We start from the raw sequence: 24,323 nt of genomic DNA, 5'->3' as shown, positions 1-24,323 counted from the left end.
GATCACGATGACGCACTCCCCGGACACCGAACCACGCGTGACTGATGACAATGGCCAGACCCCGGATGCTGATTACCGGCAGGAAAACGACTACCAGGATGACCTCACAATCTCTGGCAAGGATGCTTCTGCCTATGTCCTCGCCGACGACACTAAGCCGATCTATTCGCCAGGTCCAGATTCCGAACGACAGTCAGGGACCCCTCAAGGCACGCTGACAAAGGGACGCCACACAGGGCGAAGCGTTTACCCTGGCGTGGAACGGAGCTACTACCTCTACGTCCCTGCTCAATACACGCCAGACAAGCCCGCAGCCCTTGCCATTTTTCAGGATGCCAATCTGTATCTGGCACCGAAGGCCAGCGCGGATATCGTCCTGGACAACCTCATCAACAGGGGCGAGATCCCGGTTACGGTGGCCATATTCATTGAAGCAGGCGAGCAAGGCCCGGGATATCCCCACTTTGGTGGAACGGACAACCGCAGCATCGAGTACGACTCCGTCAACGGCGACTATGCCAGATTCCTCACGGACGAATTCCTTCCGGATGCCATTGGGCATCTCAATGTCTCCACAGTTCCCCGGGATCGAGTGCTTGTAGGCATCAGCTCGGGCGGCAATTGTGCGTTCACCGCAGCCTGGGCACGTCCTGACGTCTTCGGCAACATCATCTCCCATTGCGGCAGCTTCATCAATATCCGGGGCGGCCACAATCATCCCTCGGCAATCCGGCAGAACCCACGAAAGCCAATCCGGGTCTGGCTACAAACTGGAGCCCGGGATCTTGACGTCATTTTCGGCAGTATTCCGATCGCCAACCACGACATGTTCGCAGCCCTTGAGTATCGACGCTACGATGCCAAATTCGTGTATGGCGAGGGCGGACACTCGCTCCTGCACGGTGGCGCAGTCCTCCCGGAGACGCTGAGGTGGATTTTTCGCGACCATCCCGATACTGCGGACGCGCAATAGCCGGAACCTGGGCGAACTGGGCCGGAACAGGACCGTCGGCAAGCCCAATCTGCGCACAGAAAGAAGAGATCATGACCAGACAAATGATTGTCGGCATGCATCTGGGCAACGGATACGGCAACCTGCCTGGGGCCTGGCGCGCCCCGGCAGTAGACCCCAGGAGCTATACGAGTTTTGACGCGAAGGTTCGCCATGCACAGGCCGCCGAGCGCGGGAAGCTCCAGTTCCTGTTCCTACCGGATGGCCCCACTCACGTCGGCGATATTGAGAACGAGCCGCCCCACTTCAATCTCGACGTCATGGTGACGTTGGCAGCTGTCGCTCGCGAAACGAGCCGGATTGGCCTCGTCGCCACCGGCTCGACGACGTTCAACGAGCCGTTCAACCTCGCCCGACAGTTCAAGGCGCTGGATGTCATGAGTCATGGGCGGACGGGTTGGAATGCCGTCACCTCGAGCGGACAAGATGTCGCGGCAAATTATGGCCAAAGAGTGCTATCAAGCCCGGAACGCTACGGGAGGGCGCATGAGACGATCCAGTTAGTACAGTCTCTTTGGGGCAGCTGGGGAAAGACAGCGTGGATGCACGATAAGGCAACGGGCCGCTTCGCGGACGCCGACCAGATCGCACCCATCAATATGGGTGGCAATTTCGTCGCCTCGCGTGGTCCGCTGTACATCCCTCCATCCGAGCAGGGTCAACCYGTTGTCTTCCACGCGGGAGGCAGTGCGAACGCCCTCGAACTCGCCGGTCGTTACGCCAGCGGCGTCATCGGCGCAGCTTTCACTATCAACGATGCGCGTGCGCAGCGCGCCGCGTTTCGTGAAGCGGCCGAACGCGCCGGGCGGGATCCGGACGAGCTCAAATTCTTTGCCGGCCTGATGACGACGATCGCCAAGGACAAGCGCGAAGGTCTTGATCGCCGAATTACGCTGAGTGGGCGAATCTTTCCTCAGCGCGCGTCCTATCTTGGACAGATGCTCGGCCTGGGCCTCGATCCGGCACAGCTCGACGAGCCACTATCGCAGGAGCAACTGTCCAAGGCGCGGCCATCAGCGGGCGACCCTCGCTCGGCTAATGCACTCAGGATCGCTAGTGAAGGCTGGACGGTCCGCGATGTGCTCGCGCACGGTGTGATCGACTACCACCCCGTCGTCGTCGGACCGGCCGCCGGAGCCGCTGACCACATGCAGGAATGGTTCGAAGCAGAAGCTGTGGACGGCTTCTGGGTGTCGCCGGACATATACGAGGACGGGATTGACGCCTTCGTCGATGGCGTCGTGCCAATCCTCCAGGATCGCGGGCTATTCCACCGGGAATATAACGGCACAACCCTGCGCGAACATCTTGGCGTTCCGGCCCAATATGGAGTCGATCCGCGCGTCACGAAGTGACGTGAATCAAACGTGACCTGGCTCGGGATAGCGGGCGACATCGGCTAATACGGCAACGCCATCGACCAATACGGCCTGTTCTGGTAGAAGGAAGACGGCGACCCGCTGGACTAGTCGGTTGCCGGTCGCAATCGTCAATTGTCCCCCTCGCCGCTGGCGGCTTCGGCGACTTTCGCGGTGTCGACGAACTGCTCGAAGCGCACGATGAGACCCCCGCGGACAATGAAGTGGTGCGCTACCCGGACATTGAGCTTCCGCCCGGTTTTACGGTGCGTTGCTGTGTATCGTGCGAGGACGACGACGTTCTCACCATCGACGACGTAGTTGTCATCGTGAGCGGTCCAACCGTCCCAGTCGCGTACGAGTACTTCCATGACGTTGGACGTGACACCCTGCGGTGTGCGATAGGTTCCCGCAAGGGGAAACCCCGCCATTTCAGTCCATTCGACATCGGGCGCCATCGTGGCACGAAGCGCCTCGAGGTCACCGGCCGCTGAGGCAATGTACTGCCGGCGGACAACGTCACGCGGCGCCATGGACGTCCCAGGGTCCATCGTCTCGTTCAGCCCCACGTCATCTCACCTTTGGCCACCTTGGGTCCAATTTGTGCCGCGATCAGCATTCCCGATTCCGGATAGCTTTCAACGAGCGCCGCTGTTGCCGAAGCACCATCGGGGGAACTGTCGAGAATGCGCTCGAAGTCCTGCAGATACTTGCGGGTGAAATCAATGCCGCTCGCATCGTTTGCGGTCCCAGGGAGCCGGTGTCCGGCGACGACCAACTGAGGCTCCAGCGATTGCATCTCATCGAGCATGTCGATCCAGGCAGCCCGCTGTTCCGGCGTCGCGGTATCGGCGGTCCAGACATGTTCCTGCTGGAACACCAGGACCCCACCAACGACGGCCTGGTAATCGGCGTTCCACAGATAATGCCGGTCCGGCAGCAGGGTCGAACCTCCCCTGACGTCGAATCTGTAACCATCCAGCTCAAGGAAATCACCGACGAGCGGGGTGATCGGGACCAATCGCGTTGGCAGGTTCGCTCCCAGCGTGGCCCACGCCTTGAGCTTGCCTTCGAAGGAGTCGCGGATGTGCTCGATCACGATCGGAGTGGCGACGATGGCCGCATGGGGAAACGCCTCAGCGATAGCTTCCAGGCCGAAATAGAAATCCGGGTCGGCGTGGCTTACAAAGACCGTGGTCAGGACCTTCCCGGAGTCGAGAATGGCGGCCACCAACCGGTGTCCGTCTGCCCGGGTGAAGCCGGCATCAATAAGCAACGCTCCGGTGGGACCTGTGACCAGAGTGGCTGACTTATTGGGTGAACCGGCGGGAAAGTCCAGATCGAAGACTTCGAAGTTAAGCGACATGGGTGGTGCTCCTTCTCGTGTACAGCACGGAACGTCCAGGCAGGCGGCTTGGTACCACCCATAGCCAGTAACAAAGCTGACTAGTCAGCTATTCCCCTCCCGCGCACCGACCGGTGATCACGGCATGGTCGGCAGTTCTTTCGCGGCGTTCTTACTCAGCGTCCGGATAGCTGTCGCAAAGACCTCTGCCTGATCAACAGGCAACGGATCGATGACATAGCGTTCCACGTTTCGGGCATGCAGGGCAGCGGCCCGAAGGAGGACTTGCTCTCCATGAGGGGTGAGGTGGATCAGCTGGACGCGACGATCATCCATGGAACCCCTGCGCTCGATCAAACCCTGCGCCGATGCCCGCTGAACCAGCCGGGTAGCACCACCCGAGGTCAGCACCCTGGCTTGCGCAATATCGCGCACAGGCATTCCCGTGTCACCAGCACGGCCCACTAAGAGAAGGAGTTCGAACAGTGAGTGACTGACCCCCGCCTCCTGCTCCAAGGATCGACCAAGCAAATACTCCAGCCGGTTAGCAGCACCAAGCAAACGCCCGAAAACCAGGATACGAGGATCATTGGCGGCCTCTTGAGCAGTCTTAAGTTCTCCCTGTACTTCCACCCTCCAACACTAAACGTGGGGTACGGCTAGAGATACCGGCAACTTGCTGGGGCCATTGAGATTACTCTTCCGCGGCTTGCCCCGGCTCCCAGTCGCCGTCGCCTCCCGACGTTCTGGGCCGCAACAACAGGGCCCTCAGTTCCTCAAGAAGTTCCAGTTGTTGGCTGTTGATTGCCATCAGCCGATCGATCTCGGTTTTTGCCTGCACGTCCGTTTCATAGTCATGCAAGGCCATAGCTGCTGCGATGGCGTCTTGCCGCTTTGCAGCTATCAGCAATATTGCGCCCTGAAGCCCAGCCAGCATGGACAGGAAGAGGTTCAGAAGGATGAATGGATATGGATCCCATGCATGTGACGTAAAGACAAATGTGTTGATAGCAGCCCAAGCAGCCATAAATGCAACGAACAGCGATACGAAAATCCAACTACCCATGCCATTCCGAAGGATATCCGCTGCGCGCTCGCCCCGGCTCAAACCTGCTTTATGCTGCCTATGCCAGGTAGCCGGTCTCTCACTCATGAACCCAGCGTAGGGTCTGCTGCCCTGCATTCGGACATTCGGCACGAGGAGATCGAGCTCCTTTAGGAATCCGGCTCCGTCCATACCCAGTCGCGGATTTCAGGGAGGTCCTCGAAGTGTTCGCGTATATGTGCAGCGTGGGCGTCGAGCTGGTTGCGGCAGTGTTCCAGGAGTTCTTCTGCACCCGCGAAATGTCCGCGGGAACGGCGAAGTGATTCCATGACGAGGTGATAGCGGCTGACTTTGTTCAGGACCACCATGTCAAACGGTGTGGTCGTAGTACCCTGCTCGTTGTATCCGCGGACGTGGAACCTCTCAGGCAGCGGGCGACCATGCAGGAGCTGATGGAGGGCCCGTGCATACCCGTGCCATGCCATCACCACATCCACGTCACCAGTAAAGATCTCTTCAAATTTCTCACTGGAAAGCCCATGCGGATGCGTGTCCGGAGGCGGTAGGACCATGGCGTCCATGACGTTGACCACCCTGACAGTCAGATCGGGAACATGGCGCCGGAGCAGCCATGCCGCTGCCAGGGTCTCCTGGGTCGGAACATCCCCCGCACAGGCCAGGATGATGTCGGGTTTCGCAACGTCCTTCGAAGACCCCAGGGACACTTCGTTCCCCGCCCAGTCCCATACGGATGCACCGACGGCGGCGTGCTTCCTGGCCTCGTCGAGGGTCAAATACTGCGGGTGGTCCTGCTTGTCGATGACAGCAAGGTTCACATAGTTCTTGCTTTTGAGCATGTGTTCCGCTGTGACCAGCAGGGTGTTGGCATCCGGTGGAAGGTAGACCCGTATGACAGTGCCGGACAGTGACAAAACCGTGTCGATGAGTCCCGGACCCTGATGGCTGAAACCGTTGTGGTCGTTCCGCCAGCAGGTAGAGGTCAGGAGGATATTCAGGCTCGGCACAGGCCGTCGCCACTCCAGGTCCCGCGAATGTTGGAGCCATTTGGCGTGCTGGACTGTCATGGACGCACTCACCATTGCAAACGCCTCGTAGCTCGCGAACAAGCCGTACCTGCCAGTAAGGACGTATCCTTCCAGCCATCCTTGGCAGAGATGTTCGGAGAGGACTTCCATGACGCGTCCATTAGCGGAAACATGGTCGCCGCCAGGTGGGGCAGCCACACTGGCATCCGGCTCCAGAAGGCAACGGTCTGTGGCTTCAAAGACGGCACCGAGCCTGTTGCTGTTGGTTTCGTCCGGGCAGAAAAGCCGGAATCTGGGATCCTCGGCAGTGTCAATATAGATGTCCCGGAGCATCTCCCCCAGCGGCTTTGTGCTTTGGTACATTTTTTGGCCTCGGGGCAGGGTCTCCACAGCGTACTTTTCTATGGGCGGAACCACGAGATCCGTGCCACCCACGCCGCGGCTGGCCGGCAGCGCGCCCATGCGCAGATCGCCGTCGGGAGCCAGCGCCGACAGTTCGGCGACAAGCCGGCCATCGGCGTCGAACAGCTCCTCGGGCCGGTAGGAGCGCATCCAGGTTTCCAGTTGTGCCAAGTGCTCCGGCTTTTCCCGCACTCCGGCGAGAGGGACCTGATGTGAACGGAAAGTACCTTCGACGGGGACCCCATCAACGGTTGCCGGCCCGGTCCAGCCTTTGGGTGTCCGCAGGATAATGGCTGGCCATCGGGCCGGCCCCGTAACGCCTTCCAGGCGGGCATGTGACTGTATCGCCCGGATGGCTGCATAGGCCGAGTCCATGGCTGATGCCAATGCTGGATGGACAAGACCAGGATCATCCCCGTCGACGATCACAGGCTCCCAGCCATGCGCTTCGAGCAACGACGCCACCTCCAGGTTCGAGCGCCGTCCCAAGACAGTAGGCCCCGAGATCTTGTAGCCGTTGAGGTGGAGAATCGGAAGCACAGCGCCGTCGCTCAGCGGATTAAGAAACGACGGCGCCTTCCAGGAACCCTCCAACGGCCCGGTTTCTGCCTCCCCGTCCCCCACCACACACGCAACGATCAGGCCGGGGTTGTCCATTGCCGCACCTGTGGCATGCATCAGCGAATACCCCAATTCACCGCCTTCGTGAATGGAACCAGGCGTGGCCGGTCCGACATGGCTCGCGATCCCGCCCGGCGTCGAAAACTGCCTGACAAGTCGTCTCAGCCCTGCAAGATCCCTGCCAACAGCGGGATAGACCTCGGAATAGCTGCCTTCGAGATATGTGTTGGCGACGACGGCGGGGCCTCCGTGACCGGGGCCCGTCACCAAGAGGACTTCCGCACTCGTGCGACGGATGAGGCGATTCAGGTGGGCGTAAATGAGAGACAACCCGGGACTGGTCCCCCAATGGCCCAGAAGTCTGGGCTTGATGTGCTGGGCTTGCAATGGCTCGCGGAGCAGCGGATTTTCCTGGAGATAGATCTGTGCAACAGTCAGGTAGTTCGCTGCTGCCCAGTACTTGTTGAGCAGTTCGAAGTCTTCGCTTTCCGACTGCGAACCTGGGTGGCTGTCTTGAGTGCGTTGCGTCATGCCGCGTTCCTTCCTAACTATGTCCACCGAGGAGTGATGCAGTTGCTTCAGCTATGGCCCGTTCCTCGTCGCTTGGCACCACCAGCACAGGAAATGACGAGTCATCGGAGCTGACTCCACGGATGCCTTCCACTGGGGTCGAATTCCTGTCCTCCGCGATGCGCAATCCCAAGGGGGCCAGCCACGAGAGGACCTGCGACCTGAACACATCGGAGTTCTCGCCCACCCCACCTGTGAATACCAAAGCGTCGGGCTTTTGAACCACCATGGAGTACGCCGCTACGTACTTGGCCAAACGATAGGCAGCCGTTTCGAGGGCGAGAATCGCCTTGGGTTCTCTCCTCGTTGCAGCCGCGCAGACCTCACGCATGTCCGCGGTCCCGGCCAATGCCCGGAGGCCTGATCTGTGGTTGAGCACCTCATCGACGTCGTCGGCCGACGCTCCGGCACGTTGCATCAACAGGATGATGGAAGGGTCCAGATCACCGCAGCGGGTTCCCATGATGAGTCCCTCCAGCGGTGTCATTCCCATGGAGGTGTCAACGCTCTGACCTCCCCTCACGGCAGTGACTGAGGCCCCGTTTCCGATATGCGCCACAATCGCATTCAACGAGGAACCGTCCACCCCGAGGTAGGACGCAGTGTCACGGCAGGCCATCTCCACGGATATGCCATGAAATCCGAAGCGCCTGATGGGGTGTTCCACATAGCTGTCTTCCGGAATGGCATAGCGGGCGGCGAACTCCGGTATGGACCGGTGGAAAGCGGTGTCGAAGACGGCCACCTGTGGAACGCCCGGCCAACGCTCTTGCGCAGTGTTCATGCACGCGGCGCTGGCAGGATTGTGAAGCGGCGCCAGCGGGCTGAGCCCCTCAATAACCCTTACAACGTCTGGCGTGACAAGTGCAGGGGTGCTGAAGCGGTCGCCGCCGTGGACCACACGATGCCCGACTGAATCCGGAGTACCTGAATCCAGGCTGTTGGCCACAGCCGTAACGATTTCGTCAAAAACGCCGTGGAGGCGGGCGGCATCGAAACGGTGATCCGGCGGCCAGTTGACTTGTCCGGAAGCCAGGATGCTGTTGTTTCCCGTCGGGACCCTGGTGTCCCTCAAGTGGTACTTCAGTGACGACGAGCCGGGGTTCAGCACAAGAACGTGCACCTCATGTCCTTCCCGTCGATCTTCGGTGAAAGGTCAAGCACTCTCTGCTGAGGACCCTAACGCACTCTGCCGATCAGCGGGAGGGGCTTCGGACCCTTGCCACGACGGTCCGCCACGCCGATAGTGGAGACGATCACTATCGGAATGAACCGAAGGGACGTCTGTACGTGAAAAAGCAGATTCTGGCAGCCCTTGATGGTTCCAGGGCGGGCAGCCGTGTCGCAGACTGGGCTGTCGCCCGTGCAGATTCCCTCGGTCTGGTACTCAATCTCATCCACATCGTTCCCCCGGATTGGGCATTCCCACTGCCGGGTGACCGTACCTTGGCGATGGAGCGTGCCAACGACCTCCTCAAGAGCGAAGCAGCGCGACTTGCCGGGGTCTTTCCCTCGATGGAGATCAAATCCACACAATTCTCCGGCGAACCCGCGGAAACGATTGCCTCCCTGTCCTCGGAAGCGGAGATGGTGGTGGTTGGAACGGATCGCGGCCCAGGTACCGAAGGGCAGGGGTACGGCTCGGTCAGTTTCCAGATCGCAGTCACCAGCAAAGCGCCTGTCGCTGTGGTCCCGGACATTACTGCAGGGAAACGTTCTGGAGTGGTGGTCGGAGTAGACGGCTCCCCAGATTCGCTGTGCGCCTTGGACATGGCAGCTACTGAAGCCTCACGCCTAAGGGAGGAGGTGGTGATTGTTCATGCATCAGGTCCAGGGGCCCTGGCGCCCAAGGATAGGGACGTTATGGGCGACTCTGTCCGGTGGGTCAAAGAACGTTACCCGGCCCTGAACGTCCGGGAGAAGTTGGACTTGGACCACCGTCCAGGGGATGCACTCGTCGCTGCTGCAAAGGAAGCCCAGGTCCTGGTGATGGGATGCAGGGGTCGTGGCGGACTGCGCGTGCTTTTGGGATCTGTGGCGCAGCATGTTCTCCTGAATGTCCAGTGCCCCACAATCCTGACCCGGCCCGAGCCAAACACGCGGCATGGCAATTAGCCGTTTTCGTCGTCGTTCCGTTTTGAGGAGTCCCCGTCCGTCGTGTCGTCCACGGCAGCCGACGGGTCCAGGGGCGGCCACCATTTCGACGGCGGCGTGATCACAAACCGCCGACCACTGATTTCCGTGGGAGTGACCCTGACCAGAATGTCCTTTGCACCCGGCTGCCATGGCGACAACCCTGCATTTACGGCTTCCTGAATTTCCTCGGGGTGGGTTACGAACTCTGGATGACCCTTGATGATGACACTCCACGCGATGGTTCCATAACGATTAAATCCATCAGCCTCCAAGGCAAGCGGTGTCCCTTCACGAAGGGCTTTGTGTTTGGTCCCTTGCCCTGTCCTGAACAGGATCGTCCCGAAATTGGGAATGTAGTTCACCGGAAAGATCTCCGGAACGTTTCCGTTGATGAGTGCAATCCTGCAGGTGGATGTGGACTGAAGATACTTCCAGCAGTCGTGAACGCTGAGCTCTTTGGTGTCCTGGTCCATTGATGTGTTCTCCATGGCGCCGAGCCTAACGCGTCCTGCCAAACGGGTGTAGGGCAAAAGGTCCTGTCGTGACCATGCCCTTTGGCCCTAGACGCAACCAGGTCCAGGGTGGAGCCTTTCATCGAACAGGCATCCCGCATTGGAGTAACGATGTCCCTTGGGAACCAACCTCCTGCCCCGCTGTCCGAGACGGCTGGCACTGAAGGCCTCAGTTCCCATGCCGCCGCAAAGTTGTTGGAAACCGTGGGACCGAACGTCCTGCCAAGAGCAAAGAAGGTCTCCCAGTGGCGAAAGTTGCTGGGCGAGCTAACGCACTTCTTTGCACTGATGCTCTGGGCTGCGGCGGTGCTCGCCTACATCGGCGGATTGCCGCAGCTATGTGTGGCTATCGTTATTGTCGTCATCGTCAACGGGGTTTTTGCCCACATCCAGCAGGAACGTGCCCAGCATGCAGCGGAGCGCCTGCAAGGACTCCTCCCGGCCGAAGTGACCGTCCGTCGTGACGGCAAGATCCAAAGCGTCCACGCCAGTGAACTTGTCCCTGGGGACGTGGTAATCCTCGCAGCTGGGGACAAGCTGCCCGCGGACATTCGATTCATTTCTGCCTCCGGATGCACGGTGGACGAATCCATGCTGACCGGTGAAAGCGTTGCCGTGCCTAAGACCACCAAGGACACAGCCTGGGGTGGAACGTTCCTGGTCAACGGCGAAGCGGAAGGCCTGGTGGTCGCCACGGGAGGGAACACGAAACTGGCCGCTATCGCTGCCCTCACGAGTGGCACAAAGTCCCCGCCAACGCCATTGACGCTGGAACTGCGGAGGATAGTCCGGCTTGTCGCCTTGGTGGCATTGACGGTCGCCGGATTGTTCTTCATTGTCTCCCTGTTGGTGGGGATCGTCTGGCGTGATGCATTTCTTTTCGCGATCGGCGTTGCAGTCGCCCTCATCCCGGAGGGGCTCTTGCCGACGGTAACGCTTTCGCTGGCGATGGGAGCACAGCGCATGGCTGACCGCCATGCGCTGGTGCGCAATCTTGAGGCCGTCGAAACGCTCGGTTCCACCACCTTCATCTGCACGGACAAGACAGGCACCTTGACCCAAAACCGGATGAACGCCGTCGAGGTTTTTACAACAGCCGGTACGGTGACAATCGCAGGAGAGGGCTACGGCCCTGATGCCCGCATCGAAGGGGAGGCAAAGGATGCAGCGCTCGGCGTTGCTTTGGCCGCACGCACCGCTTCCCAAGGACGGGCCGTTCTTCAAGGCGATGCATGGGCAGCGCAGGGGGATCCCATGGAAGCGGCCATTGATGCCCTTGCCCGCCGCCTGACAAGTGGCGGGAGGGAATCCGGCGCCGTGAACCGCCGTTTTGCCTTTGACGCTGACAGGCGGCGGGAGTCCGTGATTTCAGGGACCACGCTCTGCATGAAAGGTGCGCCGGAATCGGTTCTTCCTTTGTGCGGAGATCCCGCGACGAGCTTCACACAGGCGTTGGAGGCTATGGCGTCACGGGGCCTGCGTGTGATCGCAGTAGCACGGCGGGAATTACCGGGGATGGCCACAGACTGGTTACATCGTTCAGCAGAGGACGCTGAACAGAACCTTCAAATACTGGGTCTTATTGGCCTGCATGACCCACCACGATCTGACGTCCAAAGTGTGCTCAAGGCTGCCCGGGGAGCTGGAATCCGGATTGCGATGATTACTGGCGACCATCCCTCAACGGCCGGTGCAATCGCCAGGGAGGTAGGCCTGATGGGTCCGGACAACCTCGTTGTCCAAGGCTCCGAGCTGCCCGAGGACGAGCAGATCCTCGGAGCGCTCCTGGATCGCGATGGAATTGTGGTCAGCAGGGTCTCTCCGGAACAAAAGCTCCGGGTGGCGAAGGCGCTGCAGATGCGCGGCCATGTGGTGGCGATGACCGGCGACGGTGTGAACGACGGTCCTGCACTGCGCCAGGCCGACATCGGAGTGGCAATGGGTCTCAGCGGCACGGACGTCGCCCGTGAGGCGGCCGACCTCGTGCTCCTGGATGACCACTTCGCCACCATCGTTGCCGCCATCGAACAGGGCAGGGCAACCTACTCGAATATCCACAGATTCCTGACCTACCATCTCACGGACAACGTGGCTGAGTTGGCTCCTTTCGTCATCTGGGCCCTGTCCGGCGGCCAATTCCCGCTCGCGCTTGGCGTTCTCCAGATTTTGGCCCTCGACATAGGAACAGACCTGCTGCCTGCCCTCGCCCTTGGCGCAGAGCCACCCGGCAAACGGGTCCTGAACCGCCCGCCCGAGAAGCGGCACCTCCTGGACCGCCGGCTCATGTTCAGGGTATTTGCCGTCATGGGACCCACGGAAGCCCTGTTCGCCATGGCTGCGTTTTCGACGATCCTCTTCGGAAGCGGCTGGGCACGGGGTGAACCATTGGATCCGGGCGTGCTGATGTCCGCTTCAGGGGGCGCCTTTGCCGCCGTCGTACTGGGACAACTTGCAACCGCTTTTGCGTGTCGGAGTGCAACAGCTCCCCCGTGGAAACAAGGTTGGCTAACCAACCGCCTTCTGCTCTGGGCAGTTGCCGCTGAACTGGTCGCCTTGGCCGTGTTCGTGTTCGTCCGGCCTGTGGCCGAACTGCTGGGACAAGCACCCCCGAATGCCGTGGGATGGCTGGTTGCGTTCCTTGCCATCCCGGGCGTCCTTGGCGTCGATTGGCTGTACAAACGCCTGCGTCAACGGCAGGCCACGACGCTTGAAGAATCCTGAGAGATGCATGTCCTTCGGCCCTATCGCGGCTGCCGGCGCAACGGCAAGCTGGTTCCATGAATGCACAATCACGGTCGCATCGAATCGTCGTTGGCGTGGATGGCTCGGAGTTCTCTTCCAATACCCTGAAGATGGCGGGACGCCTGGCGGCCGTTTTCGACGCGCCGATCGACGTCGTCACGTGTGTTGGCATGTCCGACTACTTTATGGCGTCCCGCTTTGAGCCCGAATTGACCCGCTTCACCTCACAGCTCGAAGATACCGCCAGGCGATTGGCCGACGAAGCGTTGGAGCGTGCCTTTGGAGCATCCCGCCCAGAGGAGCTTACCGTTACGGTCAAGTTCGGGGAACCTGCCAAGGTACTGGTGGAAGAAAGCCGTGACGCGCAGCTGCTCGTCGTCGGGAGGCGCGGCGCTGGCGGGTTCCTCAGCCAGCCCATAGGATCCGTCAGCAGGGTCTGCGCAGCCCACTCGCATTGCCCGGTTATGGTCGTCACAACGGAGGACGGTAGCTAGTCAGGGCTCTGGGCCTGGATTGCCGTGATCGCAACCGTGTTGATGATGTCTTCCACAGTTGATCCCCTGGAAAGATCATTGATCGGCTTGCGCAGGCCTTGAAGGATAGGCCCGACGGCGATAGCGCCCGACGACTGTTCAACAGCCTTATAGGTGTTGTTGCCTGTGTTGAGGTCGGGAAAGATGAACACGGTCGCCTTTCCGGCCACTGCGGATGCAGGCAGCTTGGAACTGGCGATGGCCTCATTCACCGCCGCGTCGTATTGGATAGGTCCGTCCACAGGAAGGTCAGGACGTGCCTTCCTCACCAATTCCGTGGCACGACGCACCTTTTCCACAGCAGTCCCGGATCCTGATCCTCCCGTCGAGTAGGAGAGCATGGCTACCCTTGGTTCGACGCCGAACCGAACAGCAGTGGCTGCGGAGGCGACGGCGATGGCTGCCAGCTGAGAGTCCGTTGGATCTGGGACGACTGCGCAGTCCCCGTAAACCAATATCCGGTCGGGGAACAACATGAAAAAAACGGAGGACACCAGCCCATCGGCATCCCGGCTCTTAACGAATTCCAGGGCCGGGCGGATGGTGTTGGCTGTGGTGTGCGCGGCTCCCGAAACCAGTCCATCTGCATCACCAAGCTGCACCATCATCGTGCCGAAGTAGGCTCCGTCAACCATGATTTCCCTGGCGCGCTCCATAAGCATGCCTTTGTGGGCCCGCAGCCGCACATACTCGGCGGCGTAGCGCTCACGGAGAGGTGAGGTTGCAGGATCCACTACCCGTACTCCCCCGACGTCGATTCCGTGCGCGGCGGAGAGCTCCTGGATCGCGGCCACATTTCCCAGAAGCGTTACGTCGCAGACGTCGCGGCGTCGAAGAATCTCTGCGGCACGAAGTACCCGGACGTCGCTCCCCTCGGCAAGGATGATGCGCCTCTTTTGCTTCCTCGCCCGTTCGATCAATTCATTGAGGAAACGCAACGGCGTCATGATTGCCGGGCGAGGCAGCGCCAAGCGAGCCAGCAGTTCGGGTTCATCGATGTACCTTGCCCACACCCCCAGTGCCGCTGCCACTTTGCGGTTCTCTCCCGTGTGGATTTCGCTGCGGACGCCAGCGGCTTTTTGGGCCACGGCGTAACTATCAGCCATTTCATCGAAAACGGGAAACGGTGCACGCGACAACAAGGATGTGACGTGAGGACCCGGGGACAGTCCGTCTGCCAAAATAATAGCCGCGGGAGTGGGAAACTCGGGCGACAACGCCGACGCAATGCTGGTCATGATGATGTCGGCACGGTCACCCGGAACGATGATCAAATCGCCGGCTTCAAGCACACGCAAGAAGTTGTCCACGTTCATTCCCGCCAGCCTAATGCTGCGCACATCCCGGTCCAGCTCCGCACTGCCGGACATACGGTGGAGACCGAGCGAAGCCACAACATCCGCCACAGTCGGGGTCGAAATCTCGGAGACTTCGGGTATCACATAGCAGGGAACGGGACCCACCATCGCCCGGACTGCCGCCTGTAGTTCCGAATGCAGCTGGTCCACAGACGTTGGTTCGGCGCGGTTCACCACGACGGCCAACAGGGGGCAGTGCGCAGACTCATACTGCCTGATGGCTGCTTCCACGGCCGCCGTTGTTTGCGTCGACGTGAGACCTCGGGCGCCGACCACAGCCAATACAGGGAGCCCCAGGTTGGTCGCCAGCCTGGCATTCAGATCGAACTCCCTGCCCGTGGCGTTTCCGCGAAGGTCCGATCCATCAACAACAACCACATCGCAATTGTTGGCAATCTGCGCATATTCCGTGAGCATCAGGGAAAGGAGCTCGTCCTTCCGGCCGGCGATCGTATCTGCCATGGCTGTGGGCAAGGACACGCCACTTCGGCACCGCGCAGCGTCCAGTTCGTAGAGCCGCCGAAGCATGAAGATCACAGGATCCCGGTGCGTATCGGTATTGTTGACAATCGGGCGGTAGAAGCCCAGACGACCCGAGTGCCGATGAAGGGCGTCGACCACTCCCAAAACCACCAGCGATTTACCCGAGCCCGGTAGCGCCGAGGCAACGTAGACGCCTTGAACCATGGGCCCTCCCTTCAGAGCCGGCCTTGACTGGTCCCAAGCATCTCCCACAACGAAACCTTGGCGCCAGAGCCTAAGGTCACGGTGAACAGATTGCCGCAGGACCTTGGACTCTGTTGGCAGGCACGACCGCAGCCATAGGATCACGACATCAGATGGCAGGAACCCTTGGCGCCTGTCCCGTCCGCACCACAGGAGACAACGATCATGGAAAATGACGAGCGGCCCGGCACCGTCCTGTCTGAGGACGATTCATGGAAAGTCCTCGAACGCAACCAGCATGGTCGCCTGGCCGTCAGCGTTTTGGGTGAGCCCGACATCTATCCCCTGAACTTCATCGCCCACAACCATCGGCTGCTCCTAAGAACCAACCCGGGAACGAAGCTGGCCGAACTGACGGTGAATGAGAAGGTGGCCTTCGAAGTGGAGGAGATTGTAGATGCAGAGGCATGGAGCGTAGTTCTTAAGGGCAAGGCGAGGGTTATTGAGTCGCAAACCGAAATCGACGAGGCAGACAAGCTGCCCCTCAAACCATGGATTGCCACCCGCAAGTACACCTACGTCGAAATTACTCCGACAAGCATCCAGGGCCGTTACTTTGAACTTGGGGATGAGCCGGAACGCTACTGACGCGGAATCCGTTCGCGTGGGACGGTTTCCAGTTGTGCGGGCTTGAAATGCTGCACCGGTCCAAGTGCCCTTAGCGCGTTCAGAATCGTCGCCAGGTCTACAAGTTCCTGCAGCAGTGCTCCGGCAACAGCCGGGATCACCCCGAACGATGCCATGACCATCAGGCCCAGGCTCAGCAGAATGCCGGTCCAGATACTCTGCCGGGCAATCCGCAGCGTGTACTCCCCGATGTCCACAGCCGACGCGACCCTGGACAGGTCATCGAGCATGATGACGACGTCAGCCGACTCGCTGGCTGCGGTGGCGCCTTTGGCGCCCATGGCGACTCCGACGTCGGCCGCAGCCAGGACGGGTGCGTCATTGACGCCGTCGCCCACCATCATGACTTGCCTCATCGGCAGGGACGCAACGGCAGCGACTTTGTCGGCCGGCAGGCATTCCGCCAGGACGTTGCCGATCCCGGCAACAGCGGCAATGTGGCGGGCAGTACTGGCGGTGTCGCCCGTCAGCAGCATCGTCTCCACGACACCGAGCTTCCGGAGCAAGGCGAGTGTATCAACGGCGTTGGTGCGCAGCGGATCGCTCATGATCAGGCTTCCGGCATATGTCCCATCGACACCGATGTACACGGCGAGCTGCCCACCGTCCAAGGGTGTGCGTTCGAACCCGCTCGTATTTGCGCTGACGAACGCAGGCTTTCCTACGAGAACCGTCTGCGGCCCCACAGCGGCGCTGACACCATTGGTGGCGTGTTCGCTGGCACCGGATGCCGGCAACAGAGGTAAGCCACGCTCGCGAGCCGCTTCAATGACAGAAGCCGCGAAGACATGGGAGGAATATTGCTCGGCCGATGCCGCCAGCTGCAGCAGCCTGTCCTCGGACTGGGTTCCCCCGGCAGCAAGCCGTATCCCGGACAGGACGGGCCTGCCCTGAGTGAGGGTCCCGGTCTTATCGAACACAGCCGTCTTCACCCGGCTGAGCTTCTCCAGCGTACCGGCGTTCTTAATAATGATTCCTGCTTTGGCTGCACGGCTGGCACCGGCAAGAAAGGCGACAGGTGCCGCTATCAACAGAGGGCAGGGTGTCGCCACCACCAGTACCTGGGCAAAGCGTAAGGGATCCTGGCTAAGCAGCCACGCCGTACCGGCAAGAAGAAACGCAACCAGTGTGAACGGCACTGCGTACCTGTCAGCCAAGCGCACCATGGGGGCGCGGCTCGCTGCAGCTTCCCGCACCAAGGCGACGATCTGGCTGTACTGGGACTCCTCCGTTGAGGCAGTGGCCACCATGCGTATGGCGTCGGCTCCGTTCAGGGAGCCACTGAGCAGTAGGTCACCCTTTGCTCGCTCCGCCGGCAGGCTTTCCCCTGTGATCGCGGACTCGTCAAGAATCCCGACGTCGGACAACATCCTGCCATCGACGGGGACCGTTTCTGCCGGCTTCACCAAGAGGAGGTCGCCAGGACGGATGACATCGACACCAACGTCCACCACCTGGCCATCCGATCCCTCGCGATGGGCGCTCCGGGGAGCACGCTCCAACAACGCTCGGAGCTCTCTTGTGGCCCGGCCCTGTGCAAAGTCTTCCAGCGCCTCGCCGCCGGTCAACATGAGGACGATGACCAATGAGGCCACGTATTCCCCAACCGCTGCTGTGGAACCAATCGCCGTCACAGCCAAGAGGTCGATGCCCCACCGTCCCCGAAGGAGGCCTTTGACCATGGCCACCGTACGGTATAAGGCCACCGAGAGTGAATAAATGGTGGCTGTTCCCTGGGCCGCAGCGGCGTGTCCCGCGATGACCAATCCCGCAACGATGACCCCTGCCAGCACGGTGGACGCTACCAAAGGAAAGCGCAGCGCAAGCTTCGCTACTTGCGGTGCCATGGCGCTAATCATGCGGGGTTCTGCTGAGGACCACTTTCAAAGCCTCCGTTTCGACCGCCCTTGAGAATGTGTCGTACGCATCCACAATCTGGTCAAGCGCGAAATGATGGGTTGCGAATTTCCCGGCAGGTAGCTTTTGTTGGGCGACGAGGCGAAGCAGCATCGGAGTCGTGTTGGTGTTGACCAAGCCCATGCTGATATTGACGTTACGGATCCAAAGATCTTGGAGCGGAAGTTCGACGGGCTTCCCGTGAACGCCAATGTTTGCAACATTTCCCCCTGGCCGCACCAAGCGCAATGCCATCTCAAAAGTCTCCGGGAGCCCGACGGCTTCCAGGGCAACATCAACCCCGGCACCATCAGTGAGGGCAAGGACCTCACTGATCCACTCGGGGTTCATTGGATTCACGGCGTGCGTCGCACCAAATTCTGCCGCCCGGGCCAGGCGGCTCTCGTTGGGGTCAATGGCAATAATGGTCGCGGCACCGTGAAGCCCCGCCGTCGCCATCACTGCCAAGCCGATGGGCCCGGCGCCAACTACGGCAATGACGTCACCGGGGGCCACGCGACCATCGCGGACACCGATTTCGAAGGCTGTGGGAAGGATATCGGAGAGCATAACGGCCTGATCATCGCTTACCCCGGGTGGGAGCTTGTGGAGCGAGTTGTCCGCGTACGGGACGCGAACGAATTCCGCTTGGGTCCCGTCGATGAGGTGACCGAAGATCCACCCCGTCCCCACCTGGCCCTCTTCTCCAAGGCAATGGGAAAACAAGCCCTTCCTGCAGTTGCTGCAATGGCCGCAGGACTTGATGCACGAGATGATGACCCGGTCACCAACGCGCAGGCCACTAACCGAGGTGCCTATCTCGGTGACGGTACCGACGCCTTCATGCCCGAGGATCCGTCCTGGCTGTACCGCCGGGACGTCTCCCTTGAGGATGTGCAGGTCCGTCCCGCAGATGGTGGTCGTGTCAATGCGGACAATCGCATCCGTAGGGTGGGTGATGCGTGGATCAGGAACGTCTTTCCAGGACGTGGATCCTGGTCCTTCATAAACGAGTGCCTTCATGGTGTGGTCCATTCCTGTAGGATCCTTGGAGCAGGAAAATGTACTGATGTCCCCCCACCAGGACGGCCATGCGGGCGTCGTTAGGGCCGTTGGTCCTGGCTGCCGCTGAACGGCACCGTCATTCCAAACCCGCACGGGTGGCATCGTCCAAAGGGCTCCACCAAGTCAATGGTGGTGTCACCTTGAAACGACTCCCGGTCATGGTCGTGGGAATAATCCGTACAAAGTGGTCCTTCCGCCCGGCTTGCCAGGGGAAAAGCAGCAATCCCACGGTGTCCAGTACTTCCTGCGTCAACTGGATGCTTGCAGCCGTGCCCTTCACCACCACGCTCCATGCAACTCCAGAGCCGGTATCCACTCCATCAGCTTCCAAGGCAACGGGCGTTGCCCCGAGTGCAGCATGGAGTTTCGTTCCTTCGCCGGTCCGGAAGACCAAGGTGCCGTGGTCAACTTTGTAGTTGATGGGGAAGATATCGGGATGGTCGCCCATCCACACTGCCAGACGGCCCACGGATACGCCGCGGAGCTGCTCCCAACATTGCTTGGTGTCCAGGTGCTCGGCCTCGGGGACTGATGGTTTGTTCATCATGCGAGGATCCTAAGTCTGCTTCCGTGCCTGCGACAGGGCCCAAAGACCCCTTCTGGCTACGGCTATGGCTAGCCGTACGGGCCCGGAGTAGGCTGACACCGAAAGTGCCAAGCAGTTACGCCGTGCACCACGCTGGTGGCAGGCACCGAAAGGCGGCGATGACAGACTCTCCCAAAGTCCCACGCGAACACCAAACGGGTGCGCCAGCGGTCCAGCTGGAGGACCTGATGATGGACTTCACGTCCAGGGCAGGCGAGTTGCTGCAAGCCCAGGAGAGGACCCGGGGCCTGCTCGAAGCCGTGGTGGCCGTTGCAGAAGACCTGAGCCTTGAAGCCGTGCTGGAGCGGGTGGTTACTTCCGCATGCAAGCTCCTGCAGGCACGTTATGGCGCCTTGGGTGTCATCGGCGAGGACAACGCGCTCAGCCATTTCATCACAGTGGGCATCGACGATGATTTGGCGAGCCGGATTGGTCCTCTGCCCACAGGACACGGGGTTCTGGGACTGCTCATTACCGAGCCTTCACCTTTAAGGCTCCACGACCTCCGTGAACATCCGATGGCCTACGGCTTCCCGCAGCACCACCCGCCGATGAAGTCTTTCCTCGGTGTTCCAATCCGCATCCGGGACGTCGTCTTCGGCAACCTGTACCTGACAGAGAAGGACGGCGGCGAGGACTTCACTCCGGAAGATGAGGATGTCGCGGTGGCATTGGCGGCAGCCGCCGCCGTCGCGATCGAAAACGCCCGGCTCTACGAGGACGCCGGGCACCGGACGTCATGGCTTGAAGCTTGTATGGAAATTACGGGGCTCATGCTGGAGGAGGACCAGCCAGAAAGCGCCGCGCTTGACCTCATTGCAGACAGGGCCCTTCGGGAGTCAGGATGCCACCTTGCCGTGGTTCTGAAGCCTTCCGCTGAACACGTCCAGGACTACACCGTGGAGGGGGTAGCGGGCGGGAAGGGCGCGGACCTGAAGAGTCGCGTTTTATCCTTGGATTCCACGGATTTCCTTGACGTCACCCTCAAAGGAACAATCAAAGGCGAGGACCCTTGGTACCTCCTTGGCGATTCGGCCGATGACTGCCCGGGAGAACTGCTGGTCATAAACCTCAGTGCCCAAGGCGCTCATCAAGGGCTGCTGGTTCTTGCTCGAAAACCCGGCACCGGGTCCTTTTCCACCACCGTTCTTGATTTGGCTCCGGTCTTCGGTTCACATGTAGCCCTCGCTTTGGCACTGGACCGGATACATCGGTTCCGGGAGCAGTTGGTGGTTTTCACTGACCGGGACAGGATTGCGCGGGACCTTCACGACCTCGTCATCCAACGCCTCTTTGCGGCGGGCTTGAGCATCCAGAGCCTGCGGCGCTACACCGCCGGCGGCTCAGCCCTTGAACGGATCGACGCCATAACGGAGGAACTCGATACCAGTATCCGCGACCTCCGAAACACCATCTACTCCCTGCGGACAAGTACCCACGAGCACGAACTCCTGAGCAGTCGGATCTTCCAAACGATTCAAGCCGGGGCAAAATCGTTGGCATACACCCCGCATCTGACCTTGATCGGCCCCGTTGATTCCGTAGAAGACGATGTCACGATCGGGCACCTCCTGGCGGTAATCTCGGAGAGCCTCAGTAACGCTGTCCGCCATTCCGATGCGAACACCATCTCCGTGTCAGTTCGGGTGGCTCATGGCACGCTAAGCACGGAGCTCACAGACGACGGCTGTGGTTTCACGGCTACGGGATCCGGTAATGGGTTGGCGAACATGGCCCGGAGGGCTGCAGAACTCAACGGCTCATGCAGCGTCACCAGCACGCCTGGCAAGGGTACTTCGCTGGCTTGGTCCGTTCCGCTGCCCTGAGCGTCAGCGAACGGAGCCAGCGTCCTCCCCGGGTACGTGGGCCATGAAAACTGCGGCTTGGGTCCGTCGCTCGAACCCAAGTTTCGCCAAGAGGGACGAGACGTAGTTCTTCACCGTCTTTTCCGCCAACAGCATCTCCTCGCCAATCTGGCGATTGGTCATCCCCTGGCCGACGTATTCCAGCACGCGCCGCTCCTGGGGAGTCAGGGCGGCTACGCGCGGATCGAGCCTCTTCGGTTCGGTGAGTCCATGGATTATCCGCGCCTTCACGGATTCATCGAAGAGCGACTCGCCGCGCGCCGCCCTGCGCAGCGCACCCAGTAGGTCCGAACCGCCGATTTCCTTGAGGATGTATCCCGCGGCTCCGGCCAGGACTGCACCGCGCAGAGCCATTTCATCGTCATAGCTGGTCAGAATCAGGCAATTCAGATGAGGATCAATGGATCTAACGTCGCGGCAGACTTCGATGCCCGTACCGTCAGGCAGCCGTGCATCCAGGACTGAGACATCGGGGCGCAATGCCGGTATACGGCGCGTCGCTTCCTCTGCTGATCCCGACATGCCCACCACCTGGAAACCTTCGCTTTCCAAAAGCTCCTGCAACCCGCGGCGAACCAATTCGTGGTCATCAAGAATGAACACGCGAACAGGACTTTCTGGCGCACCCACCCCAGCAAGGCCTGGGACATCCTGGTGATTCATGACATTCCCTCTCCGGCGGAAGCGGCAACCGCGCTTGCCGACATTTCATCGATGCCAAATTCTTGCCGACTGCATGTCTGCGCCACAAGGGCACAAGGACCCATCCCCGCGCGTGACTTTAGGCCCTATTGGGACGAGGAGATTAAACGGACGCTGGGAGAACGGGAGATGTAACCGCCCAGCATCAGGCCCCGCGGGTGTCTCCAGACAATAAAGGAGCAAAATTCCGATGAAGAAATGGACACGATGGCAGGATTGGACAGTAGTCGCGGCAGGCGCCTACACGGCCCTGTCAGTCCTCTGGACCACACAGACAGGATCATCGACGGCCATCATGGTCACCTTAGGCACGTTGCTTGTCATAGCCGGTGTCGTCAATCTGGCGTTGCCGGGAATGCCGGCCGCCGAATGGGCACAAGCGATCATCGCAGTGGCTCTCTTGTTGGCCCCTTGGGTGGGTGGCTTCACATCAGCGACTGGCGCTGCGTGGAGCGCGTGGATTCCAGGTGCTGTCGCTTTGATCGTCACGGCGTTGGCGATCAAGCCCAGTACGGAAGAATACCGGCACCACCATGTGATGCCGGTCCCCTAGGCACCAAGCCTGCATCTGGCACCGGACTATCGTACGGTGCCAGATGCCGCAAGGGTCTGCCCTGCGGCCAAGTCCCACGGCAGGCGCCGTCGACTTCAGTAGTTAGGACATAATGCAAACCAGGAACGCCGCTTCACTTCGCTTCCTTGGAGCAACCGATACTGTCACAGGGTCCCGCTACCTTCTGGAGTTCAACGGGACGCGTGTCCTCGTGGACTGCGGCCTGTTCCAAGGCTACAAACGCCTTCGCGAGCGCAACCGGAGGCCGTTTCCAGTTTCCCCGGGCTCCATAGATGCCGTGCTCTTGACACACGCCCACTTGGATCACAGTGGGTACGTCCCGGCTCTCGTCCGGGACGGTTACCGCGGCCCCGTATACACCACTCACGGCACCAATCAACTGTGCAAACTCTTGCTGCCGGACTCCGGCCACCTGCAAGAGGAAGAGGCCCGGTATGCCGAACATACTGGCTCTTCCATCCATGTGCCCGCCTTGCCCATCTACACGGCCGCCGATGCGGTGAGATCGCTAAATAGTGTCCGCCCTGTGGACTTTGACGCACCCGTCGAGCTGGGTCACGCCTTTGATGCGACATTCGTTCCCGCCGGGCACATCCTTGGTGCTGCCCAGATCCATGTACGACTCGGAGAGCATTCCGTCCATTTCACAGGTGACCTGGGCAGGACCGATGATCCATTCATGTACCCGCCCCGGGATCTTGAATCCACTGATGTCCTGGTGACAGAGTCTACCTACGGGAACCGGACCCATCCGGCGGCGGGTTCTGACATTGAACTGGCCGAAGTTGTTAACCGTGCAGCAAAGCGCGGCGGTGTCGTCTTGATTGCGGCGTTTGCCGTGGGGCGTGCCGAGACGCTGATGCTCCAGCTTGCGCGTCTCCGCCGGAAAGGGCTGATTCCGGACATACCGGTGTATTTGAACAGTCCCATGGCCATTGACGCGTCCTATATTTACCAGCAACATCCGGAGGAACATCGCCTGGGTCCGGAGGAATTCAAGAGCATGTACGAGCTCGCCATTATGACCAGGAGCGTCGATGACTCGAAACTCCTCAATCTCCGTGGCGGGCCAATGATCATCATCTCGGCCAGCGGAATGCTCACGGGAGGGCGGATACTTCATCATCTGGCCGCCTATGGCAGCGATCCACATAATGCTGTGGTTCTCAGCGGTTACCAGGCAGGAGGTACCCGCGGAGCCGCCCTTGCCGCGGGGTCCCGGCAACTCAGGGTTTATGGACAGGATGTGCTGATCCGCGCGGAGGTTGTTCAATTGGAAGGTTTCAGCGCCCACGCCGACGCCGACGGAATTATCCGTTGGATGCGTTCAGCACCGCGGACGCCACGAATGACCTACATCACGCATGGAGAGCCTGAGGCCTCCGATGCACTCCGTCTGCGCATCAAACGTGAACTGGGCTGGAAAGCACGAGTTCCCGACCACCTGGAAACCATCATGGTGAATGCCCCCGATTAGCAAAAGGCACACCAGTCTGCCGCGGCCGCGTTCCGCGGGACTTCCGACCCTAACCCTTTGAAAAGAGCAGGCAGAAGCTGGACTGACAAGACCCGGCAAACGGATTTTCCGGGGAATCATCGAAC

General features: G+C 60.5%; 21 protein-coding genes. 9 read left to right on the top strand and 12 right to left on the bottom strand.

The window, feature by feature from the left end:
• Positions 1 to 7 precede the first annotated feature (7 nt).
• Together AC1DCM_RS02685 and AC1DCM_RS02680 are read left to right on the top strand one after the other, a co-directional pair.
• Positions 8 to 973, top strand: coding sequence for an alpha/beta hydrolase (locus AC1DCM_RS02685; protein WP_477517181.1), 966 nt, complete (start codon positions 8 to 10; stop codon positions 971 to 973).
• Positions 974 to 1,044: 71 nt separating this feature from the next.
• Positions 1,045 to 2,367 (top strand): NtaA/DmoA family FMN-dependent monooxygenase, encoded by a 1,323-nt coding sequence (locus AC1DCM_RS02680; RefSeq protein WP_477517180.1) that lies wholly within the window; start codon positions 1,045 to 1,047, stop codon positions 2,365 to 2,367.
• Between the two features lie 134 nt (positions 2,368 to 2,501).
• Here AC1DCM_RS02680 and AC1DCM_RS02675 read toward each other — a convergent pair whose 3' ends face one another.
• From AC1DCM_RS02675 to AC1DCM_RS02650, 6 genes are all read right to left on the bottom strand, one after another.
• Positions 2,502 to 2,939 carry a nuclear transport factor 2 family protein gene (locus AC1DCM_RS02675; protein ID WP_477517179.1) on the bottom strand — a complete coding sequence of 146 codons (438 nt, stop codon included), beginning with the start codon at positions 2,937 to 2,939 and terminating at the stop codon, positions 2,502 to 2,504.
• A complete protein-coding gene (locus AC1DCM_RS02670; protein ID WP_442005490.1) occupies positions 2,930 to 3,736 on the bottom strand; it encodes an MBL fold metallo-hydrolase in 807 nt (268 codons plus the stop codon). Before AC1DCM_RS02670 ends, AC1DCM_RS02675 begins: the two co-directional genes overlap by 10 nt.
• 117 nt (positions 3,737 to 3,853) lie before the next feature.
• On the bottom strand, positions 3,854 to 4,348 hold the full coding sequence (locus AC1DCM_RS02665) for a MarR family winged helix-turn-helix transcriptional regulator (protein ID WP_442005491.1): 495 nt from the start codon (positions 4,346 to 4,348) through the stop codon (positions 3,854 to 3,856).
• A 61-nt stretch (positions 4,349 to 4,409) separates the two neighbouring features.
• A complete protein-coding gene (locus tag AC1DCM_RS02660) occupies positions 4,410 to 4,781 on the bottom strand; it encodes a DUF1003 domain-containing protein (protein WP_477517178.1) in 372 nt (123 codons plus the stop codon).
• Between the two features lie 149 nt (positions 4,782 to 4,930).
• Entirely contained in the window at positions 4,931 to 7,360 is a 2,430-nt protein-coding gene (locus AC1DCM_RS02655) for a phosphoketolase family protein (RefSeq protein ID WP_477517177.1), read from the bottom strand.
• A gap of 13 nt (positions 7,361 to 7,373) precedes the next feature.
• Positions 7,374 to 8,522, bottom strand: coding sequence for an acetate/propionate family kinase (locus tag AC1DCM_RS02650; protein ID WP_477517176.1), 1,149 nt, complete (start codon positions 8,520 to 8,522; stop codon positions 7,374 to 7,376).
• A gap of 167 nt (positions 8,523 to 8,689) precedes the next feature.
• Between AC1DCM_RS02650 and AC1DCM_RS02645 the strand changes: the two genes are divergently transcribed.
• Positions 8,690 to 9,514 carry a universal stress protein gene (locus AC1DCM_RS02645; protein WP_442005495.1) on the top strand — a complete coding sequence of 275 codons (825 nt, stop codon included), beginning with the start codon at positions 8,690 to 8,692 and terminating at the stop codon, positions 9,512 to 9,514.
• Here the strand turns inward: AC1DCM_RS02645 and AC1DCM_RS02640 are convergent.
• Entirely contained in the window at positions 9,511 to 10,023 is a 513-nt protein-coding gene (locus tag AC1DCM_RS02640; protein ID WP_442005496.1) for a pyridoxamine 5'-phosphate oxidase family protein, read from the bottom strand. The two genes, AC1DCM_RS02645 and AC1DCM_RS02640, sit on opposite strands and share 4 nt — an antisense overlap.
• Before the next feature lie 135 nt (positions 10,024 to 10,158).
• Between AC1DCM_RS02640 and AC1DCM_RS02635 the strand changes: the two genes are divergently transcribed.
• Together AC1DCM_RS02635 and AC1DCM_RS02630 are read left to right on the top strand one after the other, a co-directional pair.
• Complete coding sequence (locus AC1DCM_RS02635; RefSeq protein WP_442015652.1) at positions 10,159 to 12,768, top strand: cation-translocating P-type ATPase; 2,610 nt, start codon at positions 10,159 to 10,161, stop codon at positions 12,766 to 12,768.
• Positions 12,769 to 12,824: 56 nt separating this feature from the next.
• Positions 12,825 to 13,283, top strand: a complete 459-nt coding sequence (locus AC1DCM_RS02630; protein WP_442005498.1) for a universal stress protein — start codon at positions 12,825 to 12,827, stop codon at positions 13,281 to 13,283.
• On the opposite strand, the gene pta is transcribed toward AC1DCM_RS02630, so the two are convergent.
• Entirely contained in the window at positions 13,280 to 15,367 is a 2,088-nt protein-coding gene (pta, locus tag AC1DCM_RS02625) for a phosphate acetyltransferase (RefSeq protein WP_442015653.1), read from the bottom strand. The genes AC1DCM_RS02630 and pta overlap by 4 nt on opposite strands.
• A gap of 204 nt (positions 15,368 to 15,571) precedes the next feature.
• On the opposite strand from pta, the gene AC1DCM_RS02620 reads away from it, so the two are divergent.
• Positions 15,572 to 15,994, top strand: a complete 423-nt coding sequence (locus AC1DCM_RS02620; RefSeq protein WP_442005500.1) for a pyridoxamine 5'-phosphate oxidase family protein — start codon at positions 15,572 to 15,574, stop codon at positions 15,992 to 15,994.
• Here the strand turns inward: AC1DCM_RS02620 and AC1DCM_RS02615 are convergent.
• From AC1DCM_RS02615 to AC1DCM_RS02605, 3 genes are all read right to left on the bottom strand, one after another.
• Positions 15,988 to 17,880: a heavy metal translocating P-type ATPase gene (locus AC1DCM_RS02615; RefSeq protein ID WP_442015654.1), complete on the bottom strand. Its 1,893-nt coding sequence runs from the start codon at positions 17,878 to 17,880 to the stop codon at positions 15,988 to 15,990. The two genes, AC1DCM_RS02620 and AC1DCM_RS02615, sit on opposite strands and share 7 nt — an antisense overlap.
• 4 nt (positions 17,881 to 17,884) lie before the next feature.
• A complete protein-coding gene (locus tag AC1DCM_RS02610) occupies positions 17,885 to 18,952 on the bottom strand; it encodes a zinc-dependent alcohol dehydrogenase family protein (RefSeq protein ID WP_442015655.1) in 1,068 nt (355 codons plus the stop codon).
• A gap of 118 nt (positions 18,953 to 19,070) precedes the next feature.
• Complete coding sequence (locus AC1DCM_RS02605; protein ID WP_477517175.1) at positions 19,071 to 19,541, bottom strand: pyridoxamine 5'-phosphate oxidase family protein; 471 nt, start codon at positions 19,539 to 19,541, stop codon at positions 19,071 to 19,073.
• A 158-nt stretch (positions 19,542 to 19,699) separates the two neighbouring features.
• Here AC1DCM_RS02605 and AC1DCM_RS02600 point away from each other — a divergent pair, with 158 nt between their 5' ends.
• Positions 19,700 to 21,406 (top strand): GAF domain-containing sensor histidine kinase, encoded by a 1,707-nt coding sequence (locus AC1DCM_RS02600; RefSeq protein WP_477517174.1) that lies wholly within the window; start codon positions 19,700 to 19,702, stop codon positions 21,404 to 21,406.
• Positions 21,407 to 21,409: 3 nt separating this feature from the next.
• Here AC1DCM_RS02600 and AC1DCM_RS02595 read toward each other — a convergent pair whose 3' ends face one another.
• Positions 21,410 to 22,108, bottom strand: coding sequence for a response regulator (locus AC1DCM_RS02595; protein ID WP_477517173.1), 699 nt, complete (start codon positions 22,106 to 22,108; stop codon positions 21,410 to 21,412).
• A 229-nt stretch (positions 22,109 to 22,337) separates the two neighbouring features.
• On the opposite strand from AC1DCM_RS02595, the gene AC1DCM_RS02590 reads away from it, so the two are divergent.
• Together AC1DCM_RS02590 and AC1DCM_RS02585 are read left to right on the top strand one after the other, a co-directional pair.
• Complete coding sequence (locus AC1DCM_RS02590) at positions 22,338 to 22,700, top strand: SPW repeat protein (protein WP_477517172.1); 363 nt, start codon at positions 22,338 to 22,340, stop codon at positions 22,698 to 22,700.
• 112 nt (positions 22,701 to 22,812) lie between these two features.
• Complete coding sequence (locus AC1DCM_RS02585) at positions 22,813 to 24,198, top strand: MBL fold metallo-hydrolase RNA specificity domain-containing protein (protein WP_477517171.1); 1,386 nt, start codon at positions 22,813 to 22,815, stop codon at positions 24,196 to 24,198.
• Positions 24,199 to 24,323: the final 125 nt, after the last annotated feature.

The organism is Paenarthrobacter sp. 10N417 (genome assembly GCF_056394745.1).
Note: the sequence above shows the minus strand (reverse complement) of the source record. Positions and strands in the feature narration are given on the sequence as shown.

Bases quoted from the DNA above. Each gene is read 5' to 3' on its own strand.
- AC1DCM_RS02685 (WP_477517181.1), top strand. From the start codon at position 8: ATGACGCACTCCCCGGACACCGAACCACGCGTGACTGATGACAATGGC.
- AC1DCM_RS02670 (WP_442005490.1), bottom strand. From the start codon at position 3,736: ATGTCGCTTAACTTCGAAGTCTTCGATCTGGACTTTCCCGCCGGTTCA.
- AC1DCM_RS02660 (WP_477517178.1), bottom strand. From the start codon at position 4,781: ATGGGTAGTTGGATTTTCGTATCGCTGTTCGTTGCATTTATGGCTGCT.
- AC1DCM_RS02655 (WP_477517177.1), bottom strand. From the start codon at position 7,360: ATGACGCAACGCACTCAAGACAGCCACCCAGGTTCGCAGTCGGAAAGC.
- AC1DCM_RS02640 (WP_442005496.1), bottom strand. From the start codon at position 10,023: ATGGAGAACACATCAATGGACCAGGACACCAAAGAGCTCAGCGTTCAC.
- AC1DCM_RS02635 (WP_442015652.1), top strand. From the start codon at position 10,159: ATGTCCCTTGGGAACCAACCTCCTGCCCCGCTGTCCGAGACGGCTGGC.
- AC1DCM_RS02630 (WP_442005498.1), top strand. From the start codon at position 12,825: ATGAATGCACAATCACGGTCGCATCGAATCGTCGTTGGCGTGGATGGC.
- pta (WP_442015653.1), bottom strand. From the start codon at position 15,367: ATGGTTCAAGGCGTCTACGTTGCCTCGGCGCTACCGGGCTCGGGTAAA.
- AC1DCM_RS02620 (WP_442005500.1), top strand. From the start codon at position 15,572: ATGGAAAATGACGAGCGGCCCGGCACCGTCCTGTCTGAGGACGATTCA.
- AC1DCM_RS02615 (WP_442015654.1), bottom strand. From the start codon at position 17,880: ATGGCACCGCAAGTAGCGAAGCTTGCGCTGCGCTTTCCTTTGGTAGCG.
- AC1DCM_RS02610 (WP_442015655.1), bottom strand. From the start codon at position 18,952: ATGAAGGCACTCGTTTATGAAGGACCAGGATCCACGTCCTGGAAAGAC.
- AC1DCM_RS02605 (WP_477517175.1), bottom strand. From the start codon at position 19,541: ATGATGAACAAACCATCAGTCCCCGAGGCCGAGCACCTGGACACCAAG.
- AC1DCM_RS02600 (WP_477517174.1), top strand. From the start codon at position 19,700: ATGACAGACTCTCCCAAAGTCCCACGCGAACACCAAACGGGTGCGCCA.
- AC1DCM_RS02595 (WP_477517173.1), bottom strand. From the start codon at position 22,108: ATGAATCACCAGGATGTCCCAGGCCTTGCTGGGGTGGGTGCGCCAGAA.
- AC1DCM_RS02590 (WP_477517172.1), top strand. From the start codon at position 22,338: ATGAAGAAATGGACACGATGGCAGGATTGGACAGTAGTCGCGGCAGGC.
- AC1DCM_RS02585 (WP_477517171.1), top strand. From the start codon at position 22,813: ATGCAAACCAGGAACGCCGCTTCACTTCGCTTCCTTGGAGCAACCGAT.